The organism is Aeromonas sp. NJAU223 (assembly GCF_051125555.1).
GTDB classification, from domain to species: domain Bacteria; phylum Pseudomonadota; class Gammaproteobacteria; order Enterobacterales; family Aeromonadaceae; genus Aeromonas; species Aeromonas veronii_G.
Genome location: NZ_CP144204.1, coordinates 1,049,169 through 1,073,868, shown reverse-complemented (window position 1 = coordinate 1,073,868; position 24,700 = coordinate 1,049,169). Strand labels below are relative to the sequence as shown.

The window sequence follows — 24,700 nt, the reverse complement described above, 5'->3', positions numbered from 1 at the left end:
GTAAGGGTGATGGAGCGAGGAACAAGTTCCCCATTCCGGCGCGCTTTATACCATAAGTTTGCATGGGATACCACCGGCCGCCTGCCTAAAAATCCCCCCGTCTGAACCGGGGTGCGACCGCTGGCTGACGTTGGGATGACGATCACACTGGAAGTGAACGGGGGTTGGGGATAAAATTTTGTCCTGATTGCAAACGCATCTATTTTTCATTACCTGGCTGGGTCATCCCGCGATGAGAGGCCAGGGTCGCAAGAGAGAATCCATGTCCATCACCATCAAGACTCCCGAAGAGATAGAAAAAATGCGCGTTGCCTGCCAGCTGGCAGCCGATGTGCTGGTCATGATCGCCCCCCATGTAAAGGCCGGCGTGACCACGGATGAGCTCAATACTCTGTGCCACGACTTCATCGTCAATGTGCAACAGGCCGTCCCGGCGCCGCTGAACTACCACGGCTTCCCCAAGTCCATCTGCACCTCGGTGAACGATGTCATCTGTCACGGCATCCCCAACCACAAGAAGCTGCGGGAAGGGGACATCCTCAACATCGACATCACCGTCATCAAGGATGGCTACCACGGCGACACCTCCGCCATGTTCATCGTCGGCCAGACCACCCCCCTGCGTCGTCAACTGTGCAAGGTGGCTCAGGAGAGCCTCTACGCCGCCATCAAGCGGGTCCGTCCCGGCATGTGCATCACCGAAATTGGCGCCGTGATCCAGCCCATCGTCGAGCAGGCCGGTTTCTCCGTGGTCCGTGACTACTGTGGCCACGGCATCGGTGCCGAGTTCCACGAAGAGCCGCAGATCCTGCACTACCGCAACGGCGGCAAGCAGGAGCTCAAGCCCGGCATGTGCTTCACCATCGAACCCATGGTCAACAGCAAGAAGTATCACTGCCGCATCAACCCGAAAGATGGCTGGACGGTGACCACCAAGGATGGCGGCGACTCCGCCCAGTGGGAGCACACCCTGCTGGTGACCGAGGACGGTTGCGAGGTGATGACACTGCGCCCCGATGACACTATCGACCGCTTCATCAAACACGGTTAACATCAAACCCCGGCCCATGCCGGGGTTTGTGTTTTCAAGACGACGAGATGCCATGGACGCCAGCCTGCTTTCCCCCCACCTGTTGCCCGACGATCAGCTCAGCCGCGAGAACTGCAAGGAGTACCTCAGCCGCTTTCTCACCTGGTTGCACGCGCGTTTCGATGCCGGCGACAACATCATCGAACTGGTGGCGACCCGCTCCGAATACATGGATGCACTGCTGACCCGCTTGTGGTGCAAGTTCGGCTTCGACAAGACCCCCCTCACCCTGATTGCGGTGGGCGGTTATGGCCGGGGTGAGCTGCACCCCCACTCCGATATCGATCTCCTGATCCTCTATGAAGGGGATGAGCTCGACGAGGTGCTGGGGCTGCGCATCGGCGAGTTCATCACCTTGCTGTGGGATCTCAAGCTGGAGGTGGGGCAGTCGGTGCGCAACGTGAGCGAGTGCATCGAACAGGGCCGGGCCGACATCACGGTCGCCACCAACCTCATCGAGGCCCGCTACATCACGGGTCGTCTGGCTGGCTTCGAGCAATTGCAGGCCGCCACCCAGCCCCAGCATTTCTGGCCGAGCGAGGAGTTCTTTCGCGCCAAGCGCGAGGAGCAGACCCTGCGCCACCGGCAGTTCCTCGGCACCGCCTACAAGCTCGAGCCGGATCTCAAGAGCAATCCGGGTGGCCTTCGCGACATCCAGACCCTGGCCTGGGTCGCCCGCCGCCACTTCGGGGCCACCACCTTGTTCGAGATGACCAGCCACGGTTTCCTCAACCGCGCCGAGTACCGCGAGCTGCTCGACTGCCAGAATTTCCTCTGGAAGGTGCGCTTCGCCCTGCACATGGCCATCAATAAAGGGGATAACCGTCTGCTGTTCGACAGGCAGCGCACCGTGGCCCAGATGCTGGGCTTCGAGGGCGAGGGCAACGGCCCGGTCGAGCAGATGATGAAGCGCTTCTACCAGACGGTGCGCCGGGTGGCAGAACTCAACGAGATGCTGCTGCAGCTGTTTGACGAGGCCATTCTCGGCAATACCGCCATGGACGTGCGCCGCATCAGCGACGAGTTCCAGCTGCGTGGCCGCCTCATCGACGCGGTGGACTCCGAACTGTTTGGCCGGGATCCCGCCGCCATATTGCGGCTCTTCTACCAGATAGCCCAGCACCCCGACATCGCCGGCATCCACTCCGCCACCCTGCGCCAGCTGCGCGAAGCCAGACGCACCCTAAGTTGCTGGCTGCAGGACCTGCCCGAATGCAGGCGCCTGTTCATGGCGCTGCTGCGCCACCCCAACGGCATCGGCCGACCGCTCACGCTCATGCACAAGTACGGGATCCTGGCGGCCTATCTGCCCCAGTGGAACCTCATCGTCGGCCAGATGCAGTTCGACATGTTCCACGCCTACACGGTGGACGAGCACACCCATCGGCTGCTCCAGAACATTCACCGCTTCGCCAATCCGGCCAGCCGCCAGACTCACCCGCTCTGCCACGAGGTATTCACCCAGTTGCGCAAGCCGGAGCTGCTCAGCATCGCCGCCCTGTTCCACGACATCGCCAAGGGCCGGCGCGGGGATCACTCCGAGCTCGGAGCCGTGGATGCCCTGGAGTTCTGCCAACTGCACGGGCTGGATCGCTACGAGAGCCGCCTGGTGGCTTGGCTGGTACGCCATCACCTGCTGATGTCGGTCACCGCCCAGCGTCGGGACATCTATGACCCCGAGGTCGTGACCGATTTTGCCCAGAAGGTGCGGGACGAATTGCACCTCGACCTGCTCTACTGCCTCACCGTGGCGGACATCTGCGCCACCAACGACACCCTCTGGAACGACTGGAAGGGCACCCTGCTGCGGGAGCTCTACTTCGCCACCCAGAAGGCGCTGCGCCAGGGGCTGGAGAATCCGCCGGACATGCGCCTCAAGATCCGCGAAAACCAGCGTCAGGCCAAACAGATCCTGGCCCAGCGGGAGGTATCAGAAGAAGCCGTCAACACCCTCTGGAGCGACTTCAAGGCCGACTACTTCCTGCGCCACAGCCCGGAGCAGATCGCCTGGCACTGCCGCAAGATCATCGAGCATGGCGACAACCCTGCCCCCCTGGTCACCATCGGCAAGCACAGCACCCGGGGTGGCAGCGAGGTGTTCATCTATTGCCGCGACACCCCGAACCTGTTCGCCACCGTGGCCTCGGCGCTGGATCAGAAGAACCTCAACATCCACGACGCCCAGATCATGAATTCGCGCACCGACTATGTGCTCGATACCTTCATCGTCCTGGAGCCCACCGGCGACCCCATCAGCCCGAACCGCACCGCCACCATCAAGAAGGCGCTGGAGAAGGCGCTGCAGGAGCCGGGCAAGCTGGTGCTGCGCAGCAAGCCCCTGTCCCGGCGCCACCGCCAGTTCAGCGTGCCGACCCGGGTGGTGTTCCTGCCCCACAAAGGGGAAAACCGCCACACATTGCTGGAGCTGACGGCGCTGGATACCCCTGGTCTCCTGGCCCGCATCGGCGCCGTGTTCCAGCAGTGCGGCCTCTCCTTGCATGCGGCCAAGATCACTACCATCGGCGAGCGGGTAGAGGATTTCTTCAGCCTCACCACCCTCGCCGGGGAGCCCCTGACCCCGTCCGAGCAGCAAGCCCTGGAGGAGCGGCTGGTCAATCAGCTCAACCCCTCGGAGAACGGAGATGACGGCACCGAGGAGGGTCTCGGCAGGCGCCATATTTCGTTCTGATTTATCAGTCAGAACAAGCCCTTGAACGAACAACGCACAATAAATCGCCGCTCTCTCGAAGAAATCGGCCGGGGCCCTTAAAAACAATTGGAAAAATGTGATACAACAAACGGAATTTTTTAAAGGAAACCTGTCATGACCGAGTTGCAACAGACCATAGAAGCGGCCTTCGAGCGCCGTGACACCATCACTCCCGGCTCCGTCGATGCCGCCACCAAGAGCGCCATTCTGGAGGCCATCGAGCTGCTGGACACCGGCAAGGCCCGGGTCGCCGAGAAGATCGCCGGCGAGTGGGTGGTTCACCAGTGGCTGAAGAAGGCGGTACTGCTCTACTTCCGCATCAATGACAACGGCATCATCAAGGGTGACGACGCCCAGTACTACGACAAGGTTCCCCTCAAGTTCTCCGACTACAGCGCCGAGCAGTTCAAGGCGGCCGGGGTGCGCGTGGTGCCGCCGGCGACCGCCCGCAAAGGCTCCTTCATCGCCCCCAACACCGTGCTGATGCCCTCCTACGTCAACATCGGCGCCTTCGTCGATGAAGGCACCATGGTCGATACCTGGGCCACCGTCGGCTCCTGCGCCCAGATCGGCAAGAACGTCCACCTCTCCGGCGGCGTCGGCATCGGCGGCGTACTGGAGCCGCTGCAGGCCAACCCGACCATCATCGAGGACAACTGCTTCATCGGTGCCCGCTCCGAAGTCGTGGAAGGCGTGATCGTCGAGGAAGGCTCCGTCATCTCCATGGGCGTCTTCATCGGCCAGTCCACCCGCATCTATGACCGCGAGACCGGCGAGATCCACTACGGCCGCGTGCCGGCGGGTTCCGTGGTGGTCTCCGGCTCCCTGCCCTCCAAGTGCGGCAAGTACAGCCTGTACGCTGCCGTCATCGTCAAGAAGGTGGATGCCAAGACCCGCGCCAAGGTCGGCATCAACGCCCTGCTGCGCTCCATCGACGAATAATCCGTGGTTGAACGCTGAAACAAAAAGGGCGCCTAATGGCGCCTTTTTTTATTCCGATTCCGCCATCCCAATCCGGATACGTTATGAAACCAAGACCCACGGCCCAATGCCTCGACATCAGCGCCCTGCTGCGCGCTATCGGCGAGTAACCAGCCTTGGCTGGATAAAAAGGCGCCTAATGGCGCCTTTTTTGTTTTGGCGCCCCTGTCACAGGCAAGCCATGGCGACTCGGTTAAGATAGATGGGTCAGGAACGTTTCAAATCGAGGAAGCCCGATGTACGAGAATCTGAAGAGCCTTGGGATCCAGGATCCCGCCTCTGTCGACAGCTACACCCTGCGCCAGGAAGCCAACCACGATATCCTCAAGATCTACTTCAAGAAGCAGAAGGGCGAATTCTTCGCCAAGAGCGTCAAGTTCAAGTATCCGCGCCAGCGCAAGACCATCCTCATCAATTCGGGTACCCATGAGTACAAGGATGTCACCGAGATCAACGCCAACCTCAAATATGTGGTGGATGAGCTGGACAACCTGACCCAGGGGCTGCATGTCCAGGCAGATCCGGACATCAAGCAGAAGATTTTGCGCGATCTGCGCCACCTGGAAAAAGTGGTGCAGAACAAGATCAGCGAGATAGAGCGGGATCTGGAGAAGCTATAAGCACTGCTCCATCGTAAAAAGAGCGCCATCAGGCGCTTTTTTTTATTGCCACAGGCAGTGTGAATAACCACTACAACAAAGAGAGGCAGTCAAACAATCTGAAAAAGATGAACGACCAGGTCTCACGAATGGCAATCCGGGCCTTGTCGATGCCGGGGAAACCATCCCCCCGCAACATGGCCGGATCCCGCCCAGCAAAAAGGGAGGCTTGCGCCTCCCTTTTCTGAACTCTCGATGTCAGGCAAGGATTAGTTGCTCTTCATCCAGATGTCCATTTCGGTTTTCAGGTTGTCGGACTTGGTGCCGAAGATGGCCTGGACACCGGAGCCAGCCACTACCACACCGGCGGCGCCCAGCTTCTTCAGACCTGCCTGGTCAACCTTGGCCACGTCCTTCACACCGACACGCAGACGGGTGATGCAGGCGTCCAGGGAGGCGATGTTCTCTTTGCCACCGAAGGCGGTCACCAGGGCGGCAGACATCTCGTCCTTGCTCTGGGCGGCAGTGGATTCCTGCGCGGTTTCGTCTTCACGGCCCGGAGTCTTCAGGTTCAAAGCACGGATGACCACGGTGAAGACCACGTAGTAGAGGACGGCGTAGACCAGACCCAGACCCACCAGCAGCAGCATGTTGTCGGCACGGGGGGATTGCACCACGAAGTCGATGAAGCCGTTGGAGAAGGTGTGACCATGTACGATCCCCAGGGAGTTGGTCAGCACATAGGCCAGGCCCGCCATCAGGGCGTGGATGGCGTACAGTACCGGTGCCACGAACAGGAAGGAGAACTCGATAGGCTCGGTGATACCGGTCAGGAAGGAGGTCAGGGCGGCAGAAGCCATGATACCGACGATCTTGGCGCGGTTTTCCGGCTTGGCACTGTGCGCGATGGCAAAGGCAGCAGCAGGCAGACCGAACATCTTGAACAGGTAACCACCAGCCAGCTGGCCGAAGCCGTTACCGGCAGCACGGGAAGCGTCATCGGCGGTCAGGAAGCAGGTCATGATGCCGTGTACAGTTTCGCCAGCGGCGTTGACACAGGTACCGGCCTGATAGAAGAACGGCACGTTCCAGATGTGGTGCAGACCGAACGGGATCAGGGAGCGCTCAACCACGCCGTAGATACCGAAGGCCAGTACCGGGTTCTGGTTGGCAGCCCAGTCGGAGAAAGCACCGATGGCGCCCCCTACCGGCGGCCAGATCACGGACAGGATCACGCCCAGACCGATGGAAACGAAACCGGTGATGATGGGCACGGCACGTTTACCGGCGAAGAAGCCCAAATACTCTGGCAGCTGGATCTTGTAGAAGCGGTTGAACGCCCAGGCGGCGACGCCACCGGCGAGGATACCACCCAGTACACCGGTATCGATGCTCTCGACACCCATCACAGGGGCCATGACCTTCAGGGTGGCGACCATGATGCCGTAGCCGACGATGGCGGACAGACCGGATACACCGTCGTTATTGGTGAAGCCAAGGGCCACACCCACGGCGAACAGCAGCGCCATCTGACCGAATACGGAACCACCGGCTTGCTCCATCAACTGGGATACAATTTCCGGCAACCAGCTGAAGTGGGCAGCCCCCACCCCCAGCAGAATACCTGCAACAGGCAGGACGGATACGGGCAGCATCAGCGCCTTACCGACCTTTTGCAGATTAGAGAAAGCATTTTTTAACATGTGTGCGCTCCTGAATGGATTTGTTTCCGTACACGATCCAGCCAATTTATAGGTGACAGCGTTCGTCATCTGACCTTGTACTGAATTCGACCGGGTTTGCTTATTTTGACCAGCTGAATATAACCCAGCGATATCGGAATTTCTTCCATCAGGCAGAGGGGAATAATGAATTTGGAGGAGAGATCACAAGATATTACGAGAGGGCGAATCATCTAATTTTCAGAATATAATTCCGCATCTTTATAGTATTACGGATAAATATGAAGTGCTGTTTCCTATTGTATTTTAGAGAATCCCATTAATACATAAAGAAACTCAATGTAACCATTCGTAACGCATTGCTATTTTCTATGATCTAGTCTAGCGATTAAAAAGGCCTCCAACAAGGAGGCCTCACATAAATATTATCGCGGACAAAATGCGGTTATTTAGTTCTTTTGCGAACGCTTCACCGCATCGATAAAGACCGACTTCGCCTTGGTCGAACCGGCCCGTTCAGCCTCGCTCACCAGTTGCATCGCCTTGTCGATATCACCGGCCTTGACCGCCTTCTCGATCTGGCTGTTGTAGAAGGTTTCGGTCTCGCTCAGCATGGCGGGAGCCGGTTTGCTGGGGGCGGCCACCACGGCAGCGGTCGTGGCCGTTGCCGCCGTCGCCACCACGGCGGTGGTAGCCGGTTTGGCCTTACTCATCTCCACCTTGTCGGCATATTCGGGCTTGAAGACGGCCTCGAGGCCCTGATCCTTGGCCATGTCGACGGTCTTGATCTGTACCAGGCCCCAGGGCGAGTGCGGGATGACGGGGTCGGCAATATCCGGCTCGACGGTGTGATTGGCACGGGCAAAGGCCTTGGCCGGGTGCAGTATAGTGGTGCTGCCGGCGAGCTCAGTGGCCGGGGCATAAACCACCATGTAGGCTTCGCTTGCGGGGTTGCCCGGCATGCTGCGATCGACGAACACCCGACCTTCGATGCGATCGTTGTCAAGCAGGTGGGCCGGTTGGTAACTGAACACAGATTCACCCAGCACGCGGGTGACCTTGAATTGGGAGTCCAGCATGATCACCTTGGGGATCAGCACCGTCTTGCTGACCTGGGAGGCGAGCGTGATGGCCAGGTTGCCGGTGTTGATCGGCAGACGATAGGCGGCAAAGTAGCTCATGCCCTCGTCAAACTGATAACTGGGCTGCTTGCCATCGATGGCCAGCAGCGTGTCTCCCTCTGGCAGGGCGACATAGTTGAATTCGTTGAATCCTTTGCAGCAGCTGGTCGCCTGGGCGAGCACCTGTTTGGCCTCATCGGCATTACTCAGGATGGACGCATGCTCTTGCACGGGGACTACCATGCTACCGGAACAACCGGCCAACAGCGCGGTAACCACGGCCGCGATAGACATCTTTACCAGTTTCATTCTTCTTATCTCCATAACCCGATGGCCATATCCGACGAAACAAAACTGCCCCCAGAAGGGGGCAGTGACTAACTTAACTTAAAGAACGGCTTACCACCAAGCTTCTGCTTGAACACCCACTTGCCAGGTATCCTTGGAGGTGTTGCCTTCGAAGACTTCATTGTCTTCGGTGTTTTCCAGGTAGGAGGCGAACACACGGATCTCCGGACGGGCCCAGAAGCTGGCGCCAGCAGACCAGGCCTGAGCCAGGGTCAGCTTGTAGCCACCGTCTTTGTCAGACGCAGCACCATTGGTGTAGCTGGTCTTGTCCTTGAAGTAGCCGCCTTCGAAGATGGTCTTGTTGAAGTCATCCCACTTGTACATCGGGCGCACGACGGCGGAGAAGGTCTCGGCCTTGTCGTTGCCATCCCACATCTCGTTGCCTACCCCGTAGACCAATTGGTGACCCATCTCCCAGGAGTTGCCCATCGGGATAACGCCCCAGTTGATGATACGGTAGCCATCGGCACCGTCTTTGGCTTCGGCACCGTACCAGGAGCCATCACCGTAGTAGGCCATGGTCTTGGAGTAGCCTTCGGTACCGTACTGCAGCACGGTCTTGTTGAAGCCACCGAAGATGCCCTGGGTCAGCTCGGCAGTCAGCATGACGCCGTCTTTCATGTTGTCGTTTTTCAGCTCTTTCTGGGCGTCGGTCTCGTTGACCATGGCGTACATGACGCCCACTTCCAGAGAGCCGTCTTGCCACAGCGGGATGCCGGCATAGCGCGCATCAAAGGTGTTGACGTTCAGATCTTCATTCTTCTGGTACACACCCGGGCTGGTCTGGGTGTACTGACCGAATACATCGGCCGCGCTGCGGTCGTTGCGAACCCAAGCCAGGGAGATCTTGCCAGGACCGGCCTGGATGCCTTCGATACCGGCGCCGGCACCGGAGATGTTCCAGTAGTAGAAGTCAGAGATGTGAATGTCGTGACGTTGGTAGTAACGCTTACCGGCCCAGAGGGTCGCTTCCGGTGCAAAGCCCAGCAGGCCCTTGGCCTGGACGTTGAACTGGCGCAGGGCAAAGTCGGAGTCACCGTTGCACTGTTTGGCGTCGAAGTTACAGACGGTACCGGTACCTTCCCAGTCATTAGAACCGTTGGAAGACATGGCGAACATGGAATCTACGTAGAAAGTCTTGCCGTCCTTATTGAAGACTTCCTGACCCAATTGCACTTCACCGTAGGTGTCGTTTTCGTTACCCAGACGACCTACTTTGTTGACGTTGTATTTAACCATGTCCCCGTCACCGGAAACACCGACACCTGAACGGAAGTAGCCGTGGAAATCAACGGCGAAGGCGGCTTGGGAAGCCAGGGCAGCGGTTACTGCTGCTGCAATCGGGAGCCACTTTGCTTTCATTTTCATTTTCCTTATTCCCGCTGGGAGTGTGATCCTGAATATTCAAGTTCTTATCACCGTAAAAACGTTTTGGTGATAACCGGGGTCGATTATAAGTAGCCAATTTCGCGACAAACATGAGCTGATTCACAAAATGCTGACAAATCGCTCGCCCGAGACCCTAGCAGCAAAAAAACATAAAAAAACAGAGAAACCAAGCAATGCATCACCACAAAAAGTGAAATAAAAGAAAAAACACACCCTTGAAATCGATTTCAAATATTAATTCTCGATGACAATTAAGTCATCAAATGCCAACTCCGTTGCAAAAACATGACTGAAATCGCTTTCAATGGGGAACTTTTAATTTTCTGATTTGTCGCCGTGCCGATTAATAACGAGGATAAGCAGGTCGTTTTTCAGGGAAAAAATAACCTGACAAGTTGAGGGATATATTTGAAGAGAAGGTTAAGTGAGTCCCAAAATAACGATCCCCCGGGATGGTTCCACGGGGGATAATTTCCAACGGCCGAGAGAGAGAAATTAAAGCCTGTCTTCCCAGGTTTTCAGCCAGGCCAAGGCTGCGACTTCGGGTTCATCTTCCACCGTCGCATCGATCTCCAGCCTGGGTACCAGGGCCTCGGCCGCCAGCTCCTGCAGCAGTTCATCCAGCCTGCGACCCGCCCCGCAAAAATGCTCGTAGCTGCTGTCCCCCATGGCGATGAGGGCATAACGCCACCCCTTCATATAAGGGGCGCCATCGCTCAGGGCACTGGCAAAAGATTGCAGATTGGGGGGGATGTCCCCCTGCCCCGTGGTCGCGGTGACAACCAGCAAGAAACGAGAGGCATCGATGTCGGCCAGCTCGGCCTCATCGAACAGATGACAAACATGGCCCTTGGCCTGCAGATGGTCGCTCAGGGTTTCGGCCACCAGCATGGCCGAACCGTAGACGGAGCCGACCAGGATATCGATCTCGGCCATCAGCGCACCTCCCCATGGGGTGAGTGAGACAGGCAGGCGGGCACGCGGGGAGCACAGGCCTTGGCAACAGGCCGGGCGTAGGGGGTAACTGGCAGGGTATCTTGTTGAATCATCACCTGTTCCTCTGACTGACGTGGCCTACAGCATGCCACAGCCCGGCCAGAGGCAACAGATGATAACGGGGGTCAGAGGGCGTAGTCGCTCTCGCTGGCGGGCCAGCCCAGCTTGGCAAACAGCTCCAGCACTTGCGGCCCGAGCGGCGCCTGGATCCGCATCGGCACCTTGAGCACAGGGTGCTCGAAGCTCAAGCGATGGGCCACCAGCAGCAGGCGATCACAGCCATAGTGCTCGCGGAAGAAGCGATTGTGGCGGCCGTCGCCATGAGTGGTATCACCGACGATGGGGTGGAACAGGTGATCCAGATGGCGACGCAGCTGATGCTTGCGCCCCGTCTTGGGGAAGAGCCGCACCAGGCTGTAGCGACTGGTGGGGTGCTTCTTGGAGACGGCATGGGGCAGCTCCACCTGATGGAGACGGCGAAACGCCGTCACCGCCTCCTGGGCCGGGCGATCGGGATCGCTCATGGCGTCGGCTATCTTGTCCAGCTGCTCCTTGAGCGGGTAATCGATGAGCCCCTGCTCCGGTGCCCAGCCGCGTACCAGCGCCAGGTACTCCTTCTGCACACGGCGAGCGGCGAAGGCCTCGGTCAGGGTGCGGGCCACCGCAGGGTCCAGCGCAAACAGCAGCACCCCGGAGGTGGGTCTGTCCAGCCGGTGCACCGGGTAGACATGGCGTCCGCCAATGAGATCCCGGGTCATCTGCATGGCGAAGCGGGTCTCGGCCTTGTCGAGCCAGCTGCGATGCACCAGCAGACCGGACGGCTTGTTCACCGCCACCAGCCAGTCATCCTGATAGAGCAGGGTTAACTTCATAAAAACACCACCAAATGGCAATAACTCGATACGTTATATTGGCATAGAGCTGTGAAGCCGGATCTCGTCGCGATGCGCCACACCGGCCATCAGCCTCATTGCTCCACTATCTTGCCGGAGAGCAGCAGATCGAAGCGGCCGATGAGACGCAGCAGCCCCTCCACCTCGGCCAGCTCCTCTTTATAGACTTCGCTCGCCATGGGATAGAGGGAGATGCTGGTCGGCAGCGGTGCCTGCAGCATCACCAGCTGTTCCATGCGCGGGATCAGCACGAACTGCAGCCACTGATCAAAGCTCAGGGTATCGACGCAAAACGGCAGCTCGCTGGCGAGGGCGTCACTCCCCGGGTGTTCCGCTTGCCAGCGCTCAAGGCGCTGCAACTCGGCGGTCAGTTCTCCCAACAGTCCGGCTACCAGCAGATATTGACTCATCTCGACCTCCTCTTCATCGCGGGGCCCACCCGACCAGGGGGCCTCACTCATCAAACATGCCTATCAAAAAGGGGCGCTACTATACACCGCCCCTCCCCCGGCTGCCACGGCCCCGTCATGTTCACCCCGGGTTGGCTATCGGGTGCGGCCTCCTTATAATCGCCGACATCACTCTCTGCCGGATCCCCTCATGTCTGCCACTCCTCCCAGCATCAACACGCTGACCGAATTCCTGACCCAGGCCAATACCCAGTTCCAGTTGTTCGACATGGGCCGCCAGGTGCGCCCGCTGGCGAGCGATCACTTCTCGCGCATCGAGCAACAACAGGAGCCCTACCCCTGGCCCTTGCAGCAACACGCCTGGCTCGCCGTGCACTTCTTCCAGCCGGATGAAGCCAGACACTATCTCTGGTTCCTCAAATTTGCCCTCGATGAGCGCGGCCTGCTCATGGCCGCCGGTCCCAAGCACTTCATGGATCAGGTGGTCGAGACCCTGGGTTACAAGCTGACCGGTGAGCTGGACGAGGAGAAAGCCGAACGGCTGGCCGAGAACCCCTACACCTTCCGCCCCGCCGAAGCCAAGATGGCGAGCCTGCACGCCAAGCTGGCCCGCCAGCTGGAGCAGGCCCCCTCCGCCTACTTTGATGCCCTCTGCCACTATCTGGCGGCGCCCGGAGAAGAAGGCTGGCAGACCCTGGGGCTGCAAGGCTTCGCCGATCTGGCCGAACGCCTGCAGGATGAGCGCAACCTCGCGCTGCTGTGCAAGGCGCTGCCCAGATTGCCAGATGCCCCGCTCTATGCCTTGTGTCAAAGCCTGGAGAACGCTCCCCTGCCCCCGGCGCTGCAAGGGGCCCTGCTCGAGCGGATTGGCAAGGAGCAGGCGTGCGCGGCCCCCAATGCCGAAACCCTGGCCTACCTGTGCCGGGCGCTCGCCGCCTGCAATGGCAACAGCCTGCGCACCAACAAGCTGCTGACCCTGCTGCAAACCCAGCCGAGCCCGGCCCTGCTGCTCGCCATCGCCGGTCGGCTCTGGCCCGATCTGGCCACCCCGGCACTGCTGAGTCTGTTCCTGGAGCAGCTCGCGCTGCAGCCCACCCAGTTTTTCAATCAGGTCTTTGCCGAGCTGGTCACCCTGCCGGCCCTGCGAAATGATATGCTGGCCAGGCTGCGTGATCCCGAGCGTAGCGACGCGCTCGGTCAGGCCATCGGTCGGCTGTTCGCCTCGGCCTAGGGCCGCGAGTTTACCGGCATGATCGCCAGGCGCCCCCAACGGATCGCCTGGCGATCGGCCATCACAGATGATGTTCAGCACAAGGAACCCGCTGATGGGAGAAATGCTCGGAATCCTGCTCCTGCTGCTTGCCGGTGGCGCCTTCTGGCAACAGCGCCGTCAGGCAGAAATTGCCTGGCAATACATGAGACGCTACTGCCAGCACCACGATCTGCAGTTGCTCTCTCTGGCCCGCAGCCACAGGGCGCTGGGGCACAAGCCGCTGCGTCTGCTCACCTATTACCAGTTCGAGTTCTCAAGCGATGGCGAGAGCTACTATCAGGGCCAGCTCTGCATGCAGGGGCTGCACGTGGTCGGGGTCGAACTGCCGCCCCATCGCATACCGTCCTGACTCCCAATGCAGGGCGGCGCCTGCCCACGGGGCGTGCCAGTCTGGCTATAATTTCGAAAATCCCGCCAAGGAGAGACGAAATGGAACTGCTGACCCACGACATGGCCGCCCTCTTCGCCCAGCTCGGCCTTGCCAATGACGAGATGAGCCTGCACCGCTTCATCCGCGAGCACAGCCTGGACAACCAGACCCTGCTGCCCGAGGCCAGCTTCTGGAACCCGGCCCAGGCCGGTTTCCTGCGCGATGCCCTCTGGCATGATTCGGACTGGTCGGAAGCCATCGACCAACTGGATGTGATGCTGCGCCAGCCAAATTAACGCAGCCCCATCGCGCCTGCTTTCCTGATGGGCAGGCTTTGTTTAAGCTCTCTCCTCTTTAATCCCGCAGCAAGACGACCCCCGTCAGGTCGCAGTGAGAAAACCAGATGTCAGCCCAAGAGATCATCCGCATTGCCAACGAGCTGAACGCCAAGGGGATCACCCCCTCCACCGCCATGGTCAAGGCGCGCCTCAGCCAGCCCGTGCCCATGGCCGAGCTGCTCAAGGTGTTGAGCCAGTGGAAGCAGCAGCCGCAGACGGTCGAACCGGCCGCCGAGCCCGCGGCGGCGCAGCCCCAACCCGATGGGATCAACCTGCAAGCCCTGAGCGATCAGCTCAACCGCCTCGAACAAAAAGTCGATCGCCTGACCGCCCTGCTGTTGCAGCGCGCTGAATAAGGCTGCCATGTACATCCTCGAACTGCATTTCGAATGCTATCGCGACACCTCCCTCGGTGAGGCCGAAGCCGCCATCGTCAATTATCTCGACATGTTGCGCTACCAGGGCCAGATCCTGGGGCGGGAGTTTCCCACCAGCATGCAGGAGGGCTGCTTCATCAGCCGGGTGGTCTGCCCGGAGCAGGACAGCCTGCACCCTGACAACCAGAGCGAACAGGTCGCCCTGGCCGAACAGGGCCTGCACCAGGCCGGGCTGCTGGCCCCCAAGGTACAGTTGCAGGGCATGGACTTGCTCTCAGACAGCACGGACCCCTGTGGCCAGGATGGTGAGCGGCCCAGCTGGATGCTGCTCTATACCAGTTTCCTGCACAGTTGCTCGCCCCTGCGCTGCGGTGACCACTTCGCCCCCATCCCACTTTATCGTCTGCCCGCCATCGCCAACGGCGATCACAAGCAGATCATCAAGTGGCAGGAAGACTGGGAGGCCTGCGACCAGTTGCAGATGAATGGCTCCATCGCCGAACACGCCGCCCTGCACGAGATTGGCGAGGTGGGAAGCCGACTGCACCGCCGTGGCAGCGATCTGGTCAGACGGCTGGAAGCCCTCTCCGGCATCCCGACCTACTACTACCTCTATCGGGTCGGCGGTCTGAGTGCCGAGGAGGAGCGTCGTCGCCCCTGCCCTGGCTGCGGTGGCGACTGGACACTCGCCGCCCCCCTGCACGAGATCTTCGACTTCAAGTGCGATGGGTGCCGCCTCGTCTCCAATCTCTCCTGGGATTTCAAGGATTGACCCACGTTCGCTAATCCGCCGCGTCAAGACAGGAGGCCCTTGCCGGATGGCGAGGGTCTCCTGGTCAGTGACCGCTCACTGGGGCAGGGTTTCCAGCCGCGCCAGGAAGGCGGGCAGCGAGGGGGCCAGGGTCAGGCGGCGGCCGGAATCCAGCCACTCCAGCCACACCTGACCGGTTTCGTTGTCAAGCGACACCAGAGTCATCTCGTTGCGGGTCGTGGCGATAAAAAGCGACGGCGAGCGCTTCAATTTACGCAGCATCAGCAGGTGGCCGATGAGGTTTTCCTTGAGCAGATCCAGATCCGCTTCGTTCCAGGGCAGGATGAGCTCGATGCGCAGCCCCTTGTAGAGGCAAGGAAGAGGGCGGCTGAACCAGTGACCGAACAGGGCGATGGCGGCGGGATGCAGGGTCAATTCCAGCGCCTCGTTCATGGCGTCGAAGTCCGCCGGCTCAGGACGCTGCTGCGGGCGCCAGGCGACCTTGCCCTCCTTGGGGCCGTCCAGTTCGCAAGGGGAGCGCCAATCCGCCTCCCAGTCACACAGAGGCAACCCTCGTCTCGCCTCACCATCGCGTTGCCAGCGTAAAAAAAACTGCCCAAGGGCAGACAAGACTTGATCCGACATCGAAATCCCCCACAATAACGACCCCAAATAGCCGCGCTGAATGACCGAAAAATCCGGCTATTGCACCATCAAACTCCTGGGCAGACAAGCATGAGCAAACAAGAGAGATACGCAGGCGCCAGCGCGCTGCAGGGCCTGAGCCTGGGCCAGCAGGCGGCCTACATCAGCCAGTACACCCCGAGCCTGCTGCAACCCGTGCCCCGCAGCCTGAACCGTGACGACCTTGGCTTGGGTGAGGCGGACTTGCCCTTCGAAGGCTGCGACGTCTGGACCCTGTATGAGCTCTCCTGGCTCAATGCCAGGGGCAAGCCCGTGGTGGCCCTCGGCGAGGTCTCAGTCCCGGCCCAAAGCCCGAATCTTATCGAGTCCAAATCGTTCAAGCTCTACCTCAACTCTTTCAACCAGACCCGCTGCGACTCCATGGACGCGGTGCAGGCGATGCTGACCCGGGATCTGAGCGCCTGCGCCGGTGCGCCGGTTCAGGTCACCCTCTTCCCCCTGGACCAGGCGCCTCATCAGATAGCCAGCCTGCCCGGTGAGTGCATCGATGAGCAGGATATAACGATCGACCACTACGAGTTCGACGAGACCCTGCTGCAAGGGGCCGCAGGCAGCGAGATCGTCGAAGAGACGCTGCACAGCCACCTGCTCAAGTCCAACTGCCTGGTCACCAGCCAGCCGGACTGGGGCTCGCTGGTGATCCGCTACCACGGCCCGCGCCTTGATCGGGAGAAGCTGCTGCGCTACCTCATCTCGTTTCGCCAGCACAATGAATTCCACGAGCAGTGCATCGAGCGCATCTTCATGGATCTCAAGCACTTTTGCCGCCCGGATCAGTTGACCGTCTATGCCCGTTACACCCGCCGTGGCGGGCTCGACATCAACCCCTTCCGCAGCGACTGGGAGGCGGTTCCCGCCAACCTGCGGCTCATCCGCCAATGAGCGCCGGATGCATTCATGGAAGGGGTTTCTGATGCCTTTCGTCCCTCAGTAAATGGTGGACGCACAGGGGTCGGCTTGGATAACATGCCTGCACCCCTGTGCCGCTCTTAATCCAATGAATCAACTGTTTTTTCTGGCAATGATGATGACCTCCCTGTCGGCTCCGGATCTGGATCTGGCCAAGGAGCAATTGTCGATCGATCTGCAGCAGGCCCAGACCCTGGTGCTGACCGATCCCGCCAGATGCGTTCAGTTGGCCTCCTCCTTCCTCGAGCGCACCGCCAATAATCCCAAGCAGATCATCAGCAATCGTCAGGAATATGGCTATCGCGAGCCCATGCTGAATTACGGCACCGCCACCCAGGCAACCGGTGCCCACCTGCTGAAAGGAGAGTGTCTCGATCAGCTGGGAGAATACAAAGAGGCCCAGGCGTCCCTCGATCGAGGCATCGCCCTCGCCAAGAAAGAGCAGCAATTCGAGCTGGAGGCCCATGGCCTCTACCTCAAGATCCGCAGCCAGAACATGCTGCAGGGTTCCCACAACGCCAGCGCCATCCTGCTCGATGACCTGGACAAGCTGCTGACCAACCCCAGCCTCAAAGAGAGCCAGCTTCAGGTCTACAGCCGCCTGCTGCACATCAACGCCAGCATCGAGGGGCAAAGGTTCGACATCGCCAAGCAGCAGTTGGCCGATGCCAGGATCTGGGCCGAACAGGCACGCAACCCCCTCTCCCAGGCCTGGGTCAGCGCCGTCGGCGGCGATCTCTACCATGCCCTCAAGCAGCCCCAGCTCGCCCTCGGTGAATACATCGATGCCCAGCAACAGGCCAGGGGCGTGCAGGATCCCCTCTTCCTCGGCCTGCTGTCGAACCAGATGGTCAAGCTCTACCAGGAAGAGCAGGAGCCCCAGAAGGCGCTGCAGTACGCCAACGAGGCCGCCAACTACTTCCACGCCCTCGGCAACCCATCCCTGCTGAGCGATGCGCTGATCGTACTGGCCAGCCTCAACCGGGAACAGGGCGAGATGAACATGGCGCTGGTCTACTTCTTCAATGCGCTGGATCTGCTGGACGAGGGCAGCGATCGTACCCGTATCGCCCACCTCAAGTTCGAGATAGGCAAGACCTATCTGCAGACCGGCAACCTGACGCTGGCCCGCAACTATCTCAACGCCGCCCGCCAATCCCACGAGCTGGGAGATGACAAGTCATCCCTCATCGATACCCTGCTGCTGCTCGGTGAACTGCACCTCAAGCAAAAGGAGGCGGCCATCGCCATCCTGCAGTTGGAGAATGCCCTGAGCCTCGCCAATCGCACCGGCGACATCCACCGCCAGCTGAATATTTTCCGCCTGCTGGCCATCGCCTATGAGCAGAAGGGCTACCTCAAGCAGGCACTGGACAGCTACAAGCAGTACCACCAGCGCAGTGAACTGGTGCGTCAGCAGCAACTGGACTTGGAGCAGGAGGCGGTGCGTGACAACTATGCCCAGGTGGAGCGGGCCCAGCAGGTCAAGGAGCTGGAAAACAAGCTCGATGCCAGCGAACATCAGCAGGAGCGCTACCTCTGGTCCAGTGTCAGCACCGGCCTGCTGCTGGCGCTCTTCATCTATCTGTTCTTCACCCTCTGGCTCAAGCTTCGGGTCGCCCGCCTGAGGGCCAAGCAACTGGGGGAGGCGCTTCTGATCGAACCACGCAGCGGTCTTGCCAACTGGCAACGGCTGATGAGTCGCTGGCCGCGGGAGATGGCCAAGCGCCAGCAAAAATCCGAGCGTTGGTATTTAAGTGAACGTACCGACAGCGAATTTGATGACAAGCTGCATTATCTGCTGTTCCGGGTACCTTTCTTGGTCAGCGCTCTGGAACAGCACGGCTATCAGGTCAGCCGGGAGATAGAGCAGGCCTTCGGCGACTACGTCAACAAGCTGACGCCCCGGGACGGTCGGATCTACGACCTGCGCGAGGGGCATCTGCTCTATGTGGTGCCACAGCGCCACGTAGCCCATTTGCACCAGCTGGCCCAAGAGCTGCTGGCAAGCCTCGCCGCCTTCCCCTGCGACTACGAACTGGACAGGCACATCAGCCTTGGCATTGTCAGCCACCCCTTCCTCCCCAAGGCGGCGACGGCCCTCGATCATCACGGCCTGTTCGACCTCTGCTATCTGGCACTGTCCGGAGCCATGCAACTCAGTGAAAAACACCAGCAAAACGCCTGGTTGGAGCTGGCTGCCATCGATTGTCAGCAGGCCGCATTCTTTAATGGTGATGTGTGGCAATGCGGCTTGATGGCGATTGACAAGGGACTGGTAAAAGTAAATTCTTCTCATGAAAAGCAATGGGTTAACTGGCAAGCACTCACACGGACGAAAGTGCTGGATAATCCGTAAAAAAGGTACTCAACGGGGTCTTTCATTGGCTTACTGTTGCTGGACGACACAAAACGATAATGACAACAGGGCGACCTGAACAATGAATGATATCGCTGCCGTAACAGGACAACTGGCAAGACTCAGGGAATCCCTCCAGCAGAAACAGCAGGAGCTCGATGGCATGGCCTCGTTCTCCGATGCCGAACGAACCCGCGGCATCCAGTTTATCGGCAAATTGATGCAAGCCTGCCACGGCCACGATCGTGAACTGGACAACCGCCTCGCCAAGCTCAAGCAGAAACTGGATGGCAACCCTCCCCTCTCTTCACTCGATGGCGATCTGGCGCTCATCGAGAAGCTGCTGCAACAACACAGCAACGCGCTGGAGGAGTCCATCGGGCTGACCCTGTCCGCCATCGAACTCGGCAGCAAACAGCTCAAGCAGCTCAAGGGGTTCCCGGAAGAGAGCCGTCGCTCCCTCAAGGAGTTCTTGGCAAGCCCCAAGGGTTATGGCATCGGCGATCATCAGAAGAAGGTGATCCGCTTGCTGGAGTTCTACCAGCAGGCCATCAAGATCCAGCTACTGCCTCGCCAGCCACTGCTCGCCCCGACCCAGGAGATGACCACCGAACTCTCCTCCCCCGAGGCGTCCGATCCCTTCGATGTGAAGGCCCATGCCCAGATTGCCGACGAGTTGCAGCGACTCATCACCGAACTCGACTTCGCCGGCGCCGTCGGCGAGAGCCTGGCAGACATTCGCCGCCAGTTGCTGAATGGCGTCACGCCGCAGTTGCTGGCGGAGATCTGTCTGCAGATCATCGAGCTCATCATCGAGGGCACCCGGGAGGAGCGCAAATCCTCCCAGACGTTCCTCAGCACCCTGAACGAAAGCCTCTCTTCGGTCCATTTCGGCTTCACCGAATCCCTGGACGAAGGGCGGGCCCTGCAAAATGCCTCCCATCTGAGCGGGCAGGCCCTGGAACGGGAGCTGACGGCCATCGATCAGACCCTGACCATCCATGACTCGCCGGCAGCCCTCAAGGGGGCCATTGGCGAGCACCTGGATACCATCCGCCGTCTGCAACAGGAAAGAGAGGCCATGGCAGGGCGCGAGCGCCACCTGCTGACCCATCTCTCCAACATGGAAGCCAAGTTGCGGCTGATGAAGGAGGAGACCGCCGAGTACAAGAAGCGGCTCACCATCCAGAAGCACAAGCTGTTCCTGGACAGCCTGACCCAGGTACACAACCGGGCGGCGCTGGATGAGCGGATCGAGCTCGAATACAAGCGCTGGCTGCGCTACGGCACCCCCTTGTGTCTGGCCATCATCGACATCGATCACTTCAAGAACATCAATGACAACTACGGCCACATGGCCGGTGACAAGGCATTGAAAGTGGTCGCCAAGGCGCTGCAGAAGGCCTTGCGGGACACCGACTTCATCGCCCGCTTCGGGGGGGAGGAGTTCGTGGTGCTGCTGCCGAACATCAATCCGGACAAGTACTTCAAACCCCTCGAGAACCTGCGCCAGACCGTCAAGAACATTCCGTTCCGATTCAGGGACACCCGGGTCGAGATCACCATCTCCATCGGTGCCACCCTGTTCCGCCCGGGTGATCACGCGACGGATGCGTTCGAGCGGGCCGACAAGGCACTCTACAGCTCCAAGCATTCGGGACGGGATCAGGTCAATCTGGCCTGAATCCGGCCTGACTGCCGGTCAAAAAGCGCACAAACGCACTCGCCCCCTATTCCCCTCCCCACCTCCTTGCCTCTACTATCGAAGATGAGGGATGCTGTTGCATCCCGTTCTCTCCCCAGGGAAAACACAACGATAACAAGCGAGTGAAGGGGAAATTATGATCACCCACATCAATCCGGTCGGCAGCATGGACTTGCTGTCACAACTCGAGGTGGACCGCCTCAAGCAGACCGCCTCCAGCGATATCTATCAACTGTTTCGCAACTGCTCGCTGGCGGTACTCAACTCGGGCAGTCACACCGACAGCTCCAAGGAGATACTGGAGCGCTTCAAATCTTTCGATATCCACGTGATCCGACGCGAGCGTGGGGTCAAACTCGAGCTGTTCAATGCCCCCGAGCATGCCTTCGTCGATGGCGAAATCATCCGCGGCATCCAGGAACATCTCTTCTCCGTGCTGCGCGACATCCTCTATGTCACCACCCAGCTGGAATCCAACCGCCAGGTCAACATGACCAGCTCCACTCATATCTCCAACGTGGTGTTCGCCATCTTGCGCAATGCCAAGGCGATCCTGCCAGGGGCCGATCCCAACATGGTGGTCTGCTGGGGGGGTCACTCCATCAACGAGGTGGAGTACCAGTACACCCGTGCGGTGGGCAATGAACTGGGGCTGCGGGAACTCAACATCTGCACCGGCTGCGGCCCGGGTGCCATGGAGGGCCCCATGAAGGGAGCCGCCGTCGGCCACGCCAAGCAGCGGGTGCGCAACGGCCGCTACATCGGGTTGACCGAGCCCTCCATCATCGCCGCCGAGCCGCCGAACCCCATCGTCAACGAGCTGGTGATCCTGCCGGACATCGAGAAACGGCTGGAGGCCTTCGTGCGCCTCGGCCACGGCATCATCATCTTCCCGGGCGGCGTCGGTACCGCCGAGGAGCTGCTCTATCTGCTCGGCATCATGATGCACCCGGCCAACGAGCGCCAACCCATCCCCATCGTGCTGACCGGCCCCAAGGAGAGCGCCGACTACTTCCGCGCCATCGACGATTTCGTCAAGGCCACCCTGGGCGAGACGGCCACCAGCCTCTATCGCATCATCATCGGCGATGCGCCCGAGGTGGCGCGGGTCATGAAAGAAGCCATGCCCAAGATCCGCGAGTACCGCAAGTCGGTGGGGGATGCCTACTCCTTCAACTGGTCCCTGCGGATAGAGCCCGAGTTCCAGCTGCCGTTCGAGCCGGATCACGCCAGCATGGCGAGCCTGGATCTGCACCGCAACCAGCCACCCCAGCTGCTGGCGGCGAACCTGCGCCGCGCCTTCTCGGGCATAGTCGCGGGCAACGTGAAGGAAGGCGGCATCCGCGCCATCGAGAAGAAGGGGCCCTTCAAGATCCACGGGGACAAGGAGCTGATGCACCTGATGGACAGGCTGCTGGAAAGTTTCGTCAAGCAGCAGCGGATGAAGCTGCCTGGCAGCCAGTACATTCCCTGCTACGAGATCGTGAAATAGGCAAGCGCGAATACGCGATGATCCAGAGAGGAGCCCAGAGGCTCCTCTTTCATTATCAAGACCTTGTGTCAAGAGAGGGTTAGCATCATGCCCCCCAGTTGTTACAATGGGCTCCCAGATCTGCGAGAGAGCCCCATGTCACAGCCCAGGCCACACCTGCTCATCATCGATGCCCTCAACCTCATCCGCCGCCTGCATGCCGTACAGGCCCAGCAGGGGCTCACCCCGGTCCAGGCGCTGCTCGCCACCCGGGCCAACCTCATCAATACCTGCAAGAAGCTGCTGGCGGCCAGTGAGCCGACCCACGCCATCGCGGTCTTCGATGGGGAGAGCGATGTGCAGAGCTGGCGCAAGGGGATCTATCCGGCCTACAAGGAGCGGCGAACCCCCATGCCGGCAGAGTTGAAAGAGGGATTGTCCGAGCTGCAGGATGCCTTCTGGGAGTGCGGCGTCGATGCGCTGCTCTCCGAAACCGACGAAGCGGACGATCTCGTCGCCACGCTGGCCTGCGGGGTGGCCCAGCACGAGGCAAGGGCCACCATCATCTCCACCGACAAGGGGTTCTGCCAGCTCATCTGCCCGCAGATCCAGGTTCGGGATCATTTCAACAAGCGCTGGCTGGATGCGGCCTTCGTCCAGCAGCAATATGGGGTCGCCCCCGCCCAGTTGGTGGACTTCTGGGCGCTGACCGGCATAGGCGGCTCCAACATCAAGGGGGTCCCCGGCATCGGCCCCAAGACGGCAACCCAGCTGTTGCAGCAGCACGGGGATCTGGCCAGCCTGCTCATCGCCTGCGAGCAGGAAGACGCCGGCAAGGCCCTGCTCAAGCTGCGTCAGCACAAAGACGAAGCCCTGCTGGCCCAGCGGCTGGTCAGGCTGCAGCGAGACATCCCCCTCGGCTTCAACCTGAAAGATATCCGCTACCCGCCCCAGCCCGACACGATCCCATGAGTGAAAACCGGCCAGCATAACGCCCATCTCTGGCCTGGCTGACTGTTGATATAAATGGGAGATATGTAAAGAAACATGGAGAAAGTGGTGCAAAAATGGTATAAAACCGCCGAATCCTCCCCCTCTGTCCCCTAGAAGTGGATACGCCTCATGTCAAAAAGAAAAATTACCGTCATTCCGGGCGACGGCATCGGCCCCAGCATCATCGAATCCGCCATCCAGATCCTGACCCACGCCGGTTGTGATTTTGACTACGAATACGCAGACGCCGGTCTGGTCGCACTGGAGAAGCACGGCGAACTGCTGCCCCAGGCTACCCTGGATCTGATTGAGAAGAACAAGGTCAGCCTGAAGGGCCCGCTCACCACCCCGGTCGGCGGCGGCTTTACCTCCATCAACGTCTCCCTGCGCAAGAAGTTCAACCTCTACGCCAACGTACGCCCCGTCATCTCCTTCAAGGGCACCAAGAGCCGCTACGACAACATCGATATCATCACGGTGCGTGAGAACACCGAAGGCATGTACTCGGGCGCCGGCCAGAAGCGCAGCAGCGACAACCAGAGCGCCGAGGCGATGAGCATCATCACCCGCGACGGGGCAGAGCGCATCGTCACCTTCGCCTTCGAGCTGGCACGCCAGGAAGGGCGCAAGAAGGTCACCATCATTCACAAGGCCAACATCCTCAAGTCCACCTCGGGCCTGTTCCTGGAAGTAGCGCGGGAAGTGGCCAGTCGCTATCCGGACATCCAGAGCGAAGAGATGATCGTCGACGCCGCCTGCATGAACCTGGTGATGTACCCGGAGCGTTTCGATGTCATGGTCACCACCAACCTGTTTGGCGACATCCTCTCGGATCTCTGCGCCGGTCTGGTGGGCGGGCTCGGCATGGCGCCGGGTGCCAACATCGGTGAAGGGGCGGCCATCTTCGAGGCAGTACACGGCTCGGCGCCGGATATCGCGGGCAAGAACATCGCCAACCCGACCTCGGTGATCCTCGCTTCCATCCAGATGCTGGAGTATCTGGGGATGCAGGACAAGGCCGAGCGTATCCGCGATGCGGTACGAGCCACTATCGAATCCGGTGATCGCGTGACGCGGGATCTCGGGGGCTCAGCCTCCACCAGCGAGTTCACCCAGGCCATCATCGACCGCCTGTGATTGCAAGCAACTCATTGATTTAAAAAGGGAGCTTCGGCTCCCTTTGTTTTATCCCGGATCCCCCTACCCCCCACGCCAGATGAATACTATGTT

The 24,700-nt window shown here is 60.0% G+C and carries 22 protein-coding genes; 15 read left to right on the top strand and 7 right to left on the bottom strand.

Going from position 1 to position 24,700, the window contains the following annotated elements:
- The first annotated feature begins 262 nt into the window (after nucleotides 1-262).
- From map to VZC39_RS05085, 4 genes are all read left to right on the top strand, one after another.
- Nucleotides 263-1,051 (top strand): type I methionyl aminopeptidase, encoded by a 789-nt coding sequence (gene map / locus VZC39_RS05100; protein ID WP_349921358.1) that lies wholly within the window; start codon nucleotides 263-265, stop codon nucleotides 1,049-1,051.
- 52 nt (nucleotides 1,052-1,103) lie between these two features.
- The gene (gene glnD, locus VZC39_RS05095) at nucleotides 1,104-3,779 is read left to right on the top strand and encodes a bifunctional uridylyltransferase/uridylyl-removing protein GlnD (protein ID WP_349921357.1); all 2,676 of its coding nucleotides are present in this window, start codon (nucleotides 1,104-1,106) and stop codon (nucleotides 3,777-3,779) included.
- A 135-nt stretch (nucleotides 3,780-3,914) separates the two neighbouring features.
- Nucleotides 3,915-4,742 (top strand): 2,3,4,5-tetrahydropyridine-2,6-dicarboxylate N-succinyltransferase, encoded by an 828-nt coding sequence (gene dapD / locus VZC39_RS05090; RefSeq protein WP_434666285.1) that lies wholly within the window; start codon nucleotides 3,915-3,917, stop codon nucleotides 4,740-4,742.
- 275 nt (nucleotides 4,743-5,017) lie between these two features.
- Nucleotides 5,018-5,401 (top strand): DUF3461 family protein, encoded by a 384-nt coding sequence (locus VZC39_RS05085; RefSeq protein WP_434666282.1) that lies wholly within the window; start codon nucleotides 5,018-5,020, stop codon nucleotides 5,399-5,401.
- 248 nt (nucleotides 5,402-5,649) lie between these two features.
- Here the strand turns inward: VZC39_RS05085 and ptsG are convergent, their stop codons facing one another.
- The 6 genes from ptsG to VZC39_RS05055 form a co-directional block, all read right to left on the bottom strand.
- Entirely contained in the window at nucleotides 5,650-7,083 is a 1,434-nt protein-coding gene (gene ptsG, locus VZC39_RS05080) for a PTS glucose transporter subunit IIBC (RefSeq protein ID WP_434666280.1), read from the bottom strand.
- 428 nt (nucleotides 7,084-7,511) lie between these two features.
- Nucleotides 7,512-8,492, bottom strand: a complete 981-nt coding sequence (locus VZC39_RS05075) for a MalM family protein (RefSeq protein WP_349921353.1) — start codon at nucleotides 8,490-8,492, stop codon at nucleotides 7,512-7,514.
- A gap of 90 nt (nucleotides 8,493-8,582) precedes the next feature.
- Nucleotides 8,583-9,893, bottom strand: coding sequence for a maltoporin (locus VZC39_RS05070; RefSeq protein WP_349921352.1), 1,311 nt, complete (start codon nucleotides 9,891-9,893; stop codon nucleotides 8,583-8,585).
- Nucleotides 9,894-10,415: 522 nt separating this feature from the next.
- Nucleotides 10,416-10,856, bottom strand: coding sequence for a flavodoxin (locus VZC39_RS05065; protein ID WP_434666278.1), 441 nt, complete (start codon nucleotides 10,854-10,856; stop codon nucleotides 10,416-10,418).
- Nucleotides 10,857-11,041: 185 nt separating this feature from the next.
- Complete coding sequence (gene truC, locus VZC39_RS05060) at nucleotides 11,042-11,788, bottom strand: tRNA pseudouridine(65) synthase TruC (RefSeq protein ID WP_434666275.1); 747 nt, start codon at nucleotides 11,786-11,788, stop codon at nucleotides 11,042-11,044.
- Between the two features lie 95 nt (nucleotides 11,789-11,883).
- Complete coding sequence (locus VZC39_RS05055) at nucleotides 11,884-12,219, bottom strand: YqcC family protein (protein WP_349921349.1); 336 nt, start codon at nucleotides 12,217-12,219, stop codon at nucleotides 11,884-11,886.
- A 190-nt stretch (nucleotides 12,220-12,409) separates the two neighbouring features.
- Here VZC39_RS05055 and VZC39_RS05050 point away from each other — a divergent pair, with 190 nt between their 5' ends.
- From VZC39_RS05050 to VZC39_RS05030, 5 genes are all read left to right on the top strand, one after another.
- Nucleotides 12,410-13,450 (top strand): DUF3549 family protein, encoded by a 1,041-nt coding sequence (locus tag VZC39_RS05050; protein WP_434666271.1) that lies wholly within the window; start codon nucleotides 12,410-12,412, stop codon nucleotides 13,448-13,450.
- Between the two features lie 94 nt (nucleotides 13,451-13,544).
- Complete coding sequence (locus VZC39_RS05045) at nucleotides 13,545-13,841, top strand: DUF3301 domain-containing protein (protein WP_434666269.1); 297 nt, start codon at nucleotides 13,545-13,547, stop codon at nucleotides 13,839-13,841.
- A gap of 80 nt (nucleotides 13,842-13,921) precedes the next feature.
- Nucleotides 13,922-14,158 (top strand): DUF2789 domain-containing protein, encoded by a 237-nt coding sequence (locus VZC39_RS05040; RefSeq protein ID WP_349921346.1) that lies wholly within the window; start codon nucleotides 13,922-13,924, stop codon nucleotides 14,156-14,158.
- A 107-nt stretch (nucleotides 14,159-14,265) separates the two neighbouring features.
- Nucleotides 14,266-14,556 carry a hypothetical protein gene (locus VZC39_RS05035; protein ID WP_349921345.1) on the top strand — a complete coding sequence of 97 codons (291 nt, stop codon included), beginning with the start codon at nucleotides 14,266-14,268 and terminating at the stop codon, nucleotides 14,554-14,556.
- A gap of 7 nt (nucleotides 14,557-14,563) precedes the next feature.
- Nucleotides 14,564-15,349 (top strand): Zn-ribbon-containing protein, encoded by a 786-nt coding sequence (locus tag VZC39_RS05030; RefSeq protein ID WP_349921344.1) that lies wholly within the window; start codon nucleotides 14,564-14,566, stop codon nucleotides 15,347-15,349.
- A gap of 75 nt (nucleotides 15,350-15,424) precedes the next feature.
- On the opposite strand, the gene syd is transcribed toward VZC39_RS05030, so the two are convergent.
- Nucleotides 15,425-15,973 carry a SecY-interacting protein gene (gene syd, locus VZC39_RS05025; RefSeq protein ID WP_349921343.1) on the bottom strand — a complete coding sequence of 183 codons (549 nt, stop codon included), beginning with the start codon at nucleotides 15,971-15,973 and terminating at the stop codon, nucleotides 15,425-15,427.
- 90 nt (nucleotides 15,974-16,063) lie between these two features.
- On the opposite strand from syd, the gene queF reads away from it, so the two are divergent.
- The 6 genes from queF to VZC39_RS04995 all read left to right on the top strand — a co-directional run bounded on the left by queF (nucleotide 16,064) and on the right by VZC39_RS04995 (nucleotide 24,607).
- Complete coding sequence (gene queF, locus VZC39_RS05020; protein WP_349921342.1) at nucleotides 16,064-16,915, top strand: NADPH-dependent 7-cyano-7-deazaguanine reductase QueF; 852 nt, start codon at nucleotides 16,064-16,066, stop codon at nucleotides 16,913-16,915.
- A 115-nt stretch (nucleotides 16,916-17,030) separates the two neighbouring features.
- Complete coding sequence (locus tag VZC39_RS05015) at nucleotides 17,031-19,301, top strand: hypothetical protein (RefSeq protein WP_434666265.1); 2,271 nt, start codon at nucleotides 17,031-17,033, stop codon at nucleotides 19,299-19,301.
- A gap of 82 nt (nucleotides 19,302-19,383) precedes the next feature.
- Complete coding sequence (locus VZC39_RS05010; RefSeq protein ID WP_349921339.1) at nucleotides 19,384-20,985, top strand: GGDEF domain-containing protein; 1,602 nt, start codon at nucleotides 19,384-19,386, stop codon at nucleotides 20,983-20,985.
- A gap of 157 nt (nucleotides 20,986-21,142) precedes the next feature.
- Complete coding sequence (gene ppnN / locus VZC39_RS05005; protein WP_349921338.1) at nucleotides 21,143-22,498, top strand: nucleotide 5'-monophosphate nucleosidase PpnN; 1,356 nt, start codon at nucleotides 21,143-21,145, stop codon at nucleotides 22,496-22,498.
- Nucleotides 22,499-22,633: 135 nt separating this feature from the next.
- Entirely contained in the window at nucleotides 22,634-23,449 is an 816-nt protein-coding gene (gene xni, locus VZC39_RS05000; RefSeq protein WP_434666261.1) for a flap endonuclease Xni, read from the top strand.
- Between the two features lie 150 nt (nucleotides 23,450-23,599).
- Nucleotides 23,600-24,607 (top strand): isocitrate dehydrogenase, encoded by a 1,008-nt coding sequence (locus VZC39_RS04995; protein ID WP_349921336.1) that lies wholly within the window; start codon nucleotides 23,600-23,602, stop codon nucleotides 24,605-24,607.
- Nucleotides 24,608-24,700: the final 93 nt, after the last annotated feature.

Excerpts from the sequence above, each read along its gene's own strand:
- map (WP_349921358.1), top strand. The coding sequence starts at position 263 with ATGTCCATCACCATCAAGACTCCCGAAGAGATAGAAAAAATGCGCGTT.
- glnD (WP_349921357.1), top strand. The coding sequence starts at position 1,104 with ATGGACGCCAGCCTGCTTTCCCCCCACCTGTTGCCCGACGATCAGCTC.
- dapD (WP_434666285.1), top strand. The coding sequence starts at position 3,915 with ATGACCGAGTTGCAACAGACCATAGAAGCGGCCTTCGAGCGCCGTGAC.
- VZC39_RS05085 (WP_434666282.1), top strand. The coding sequence starts at position 5,018 with ATGTACGAGAATCTGAAGAGCCTTGGGATCCAGGATCCCGCCTCTGTC.
- ptsG (WP_434666280.1), bottom strand. The coding sequence starts at position 7,083 with ATGTTAAAAAATGCTTTCTCTAATCTGCAAAAGGTCGGTAAGGCGCTG.
- VZC39_RS05075 (WP_349921353.1), bottom strand. The coding sequence starts at position 8,492 with ATGAAACTGGTAAAGATGTCTATCGCGGCCGTGGTTACCGCGCTGTTG.
- VZC39_RS05070 (WP_349921352.1), bottom strand. The coding sequence starts at position 9,893 with ATGAAAGCAAAGTGGCTCCCGATTGCAGCAGCAGTAACCGCTGCCCTG.
- VZC39_RS05065 (WP_434666278.1), bottom strand. The coding sequence starts at position 10,856 with ATGGCCGAGATCGATATCCTGGTCGGCTCCGTCTACGGTTCGGCCATG.
- truC (WP_434666275.1), bottom strand. The coding sequence starts at position 11,788 with ATGAAGTTAACCCTGCTCTATCAGGATGACTGGCTGGTGGCGGTGAAC.
- VZC39_RS05055 (WP_349921349.1), bottom strand. The coding sequence starts at position 12,219 with ATGAGTCAATATCTGCTGGTAGCCGGACTGTTGGGAGAACTGACCGCC.
- VZC39_RS05050 (WP_434666271.1), top strand. The coding sequence starts at position 12,410 with ATGTCTGCCACTCCTCCCAGCATCAACACGCTGACCGAATTCCTGACC.
- VZC39_RS05045 (WP_434666269.1), top strand. The coding sequence starts at position 13,545 with ATGGGAGAAATGCTCGGAATCCTGCTCCTGCTGCTTGCCGGTGGCGCC.
- VZC39_RS05040 (WP_349921346.1), top strand. The coding sequence starts at position 13,922 with ATGGAACTGCTGACCCACGACATGGCCGCCCTCTTCGCCCAGCTCGGC.
- VZC39_RS05035 (WP_349921345.1), top strand. The coding sequence starts at position 14,266 with ATGTCAGCCCAAGAGATCATCCGCATTGCCAACGAGCTGAACGCCAAG.
- VZC39_RS05030 (WP_349921344.1), top strand. The coding sequence starts at position 14,564 with ATGTACATCCTCGAACTGCATTTCGAATGCTATCGCGACACCTCCCTC.
- syd (WP_349921343.1), bottom strand. The coding sequence starts at position 15,973 with ATGTCGGATCAAGTCTTGTCTGCCCTTGGGCAGTTTTTTTTACGCTGG.
- queF (WP_349921342.1), top strand. The coding sequence starts at position 16,064 with ATGAGCAAACAAGAGAGATACGCAGGCGCCAGCGCGCTGCAGGGCCTG.
- VZC39_RS05015 (WP_434666265.1), top strand. The coding sequence starts at position 17,031 with ATGAATCAACTGTTTTTTCTGGCAATGATGATGACCTCCCTGTCGGCT.
- VZC39_RS05010 (WP_349921339.1), top strand. The coding sequence starts at position 19,384 with ATGAATGATATCGCTGCCGTAACAGGACAACTGGCAAGACTCAGGGAA.
- ppnN (WP_349921338.1), top strand. The coding sequence starts at position 21,143 with ATGATCACCCACATCAATCCGGTCGGCAGCATGGACTTGCTGTCACAA.
- xni (WP_434666261.1), top strand. The coding sequence starts at position 22,634 with ATGTCACAGCCCAGGCCACACCTGCTCATCATCGATGCCCTCAACCTC.
- VZC39_RS04995 (WP_349921336.1), top strand. The coding sequence starts at position 23,600 with ATGTCAAAAAGAAAAATTACCGTCATTCCGGGCGACGGCATCGGCCCC.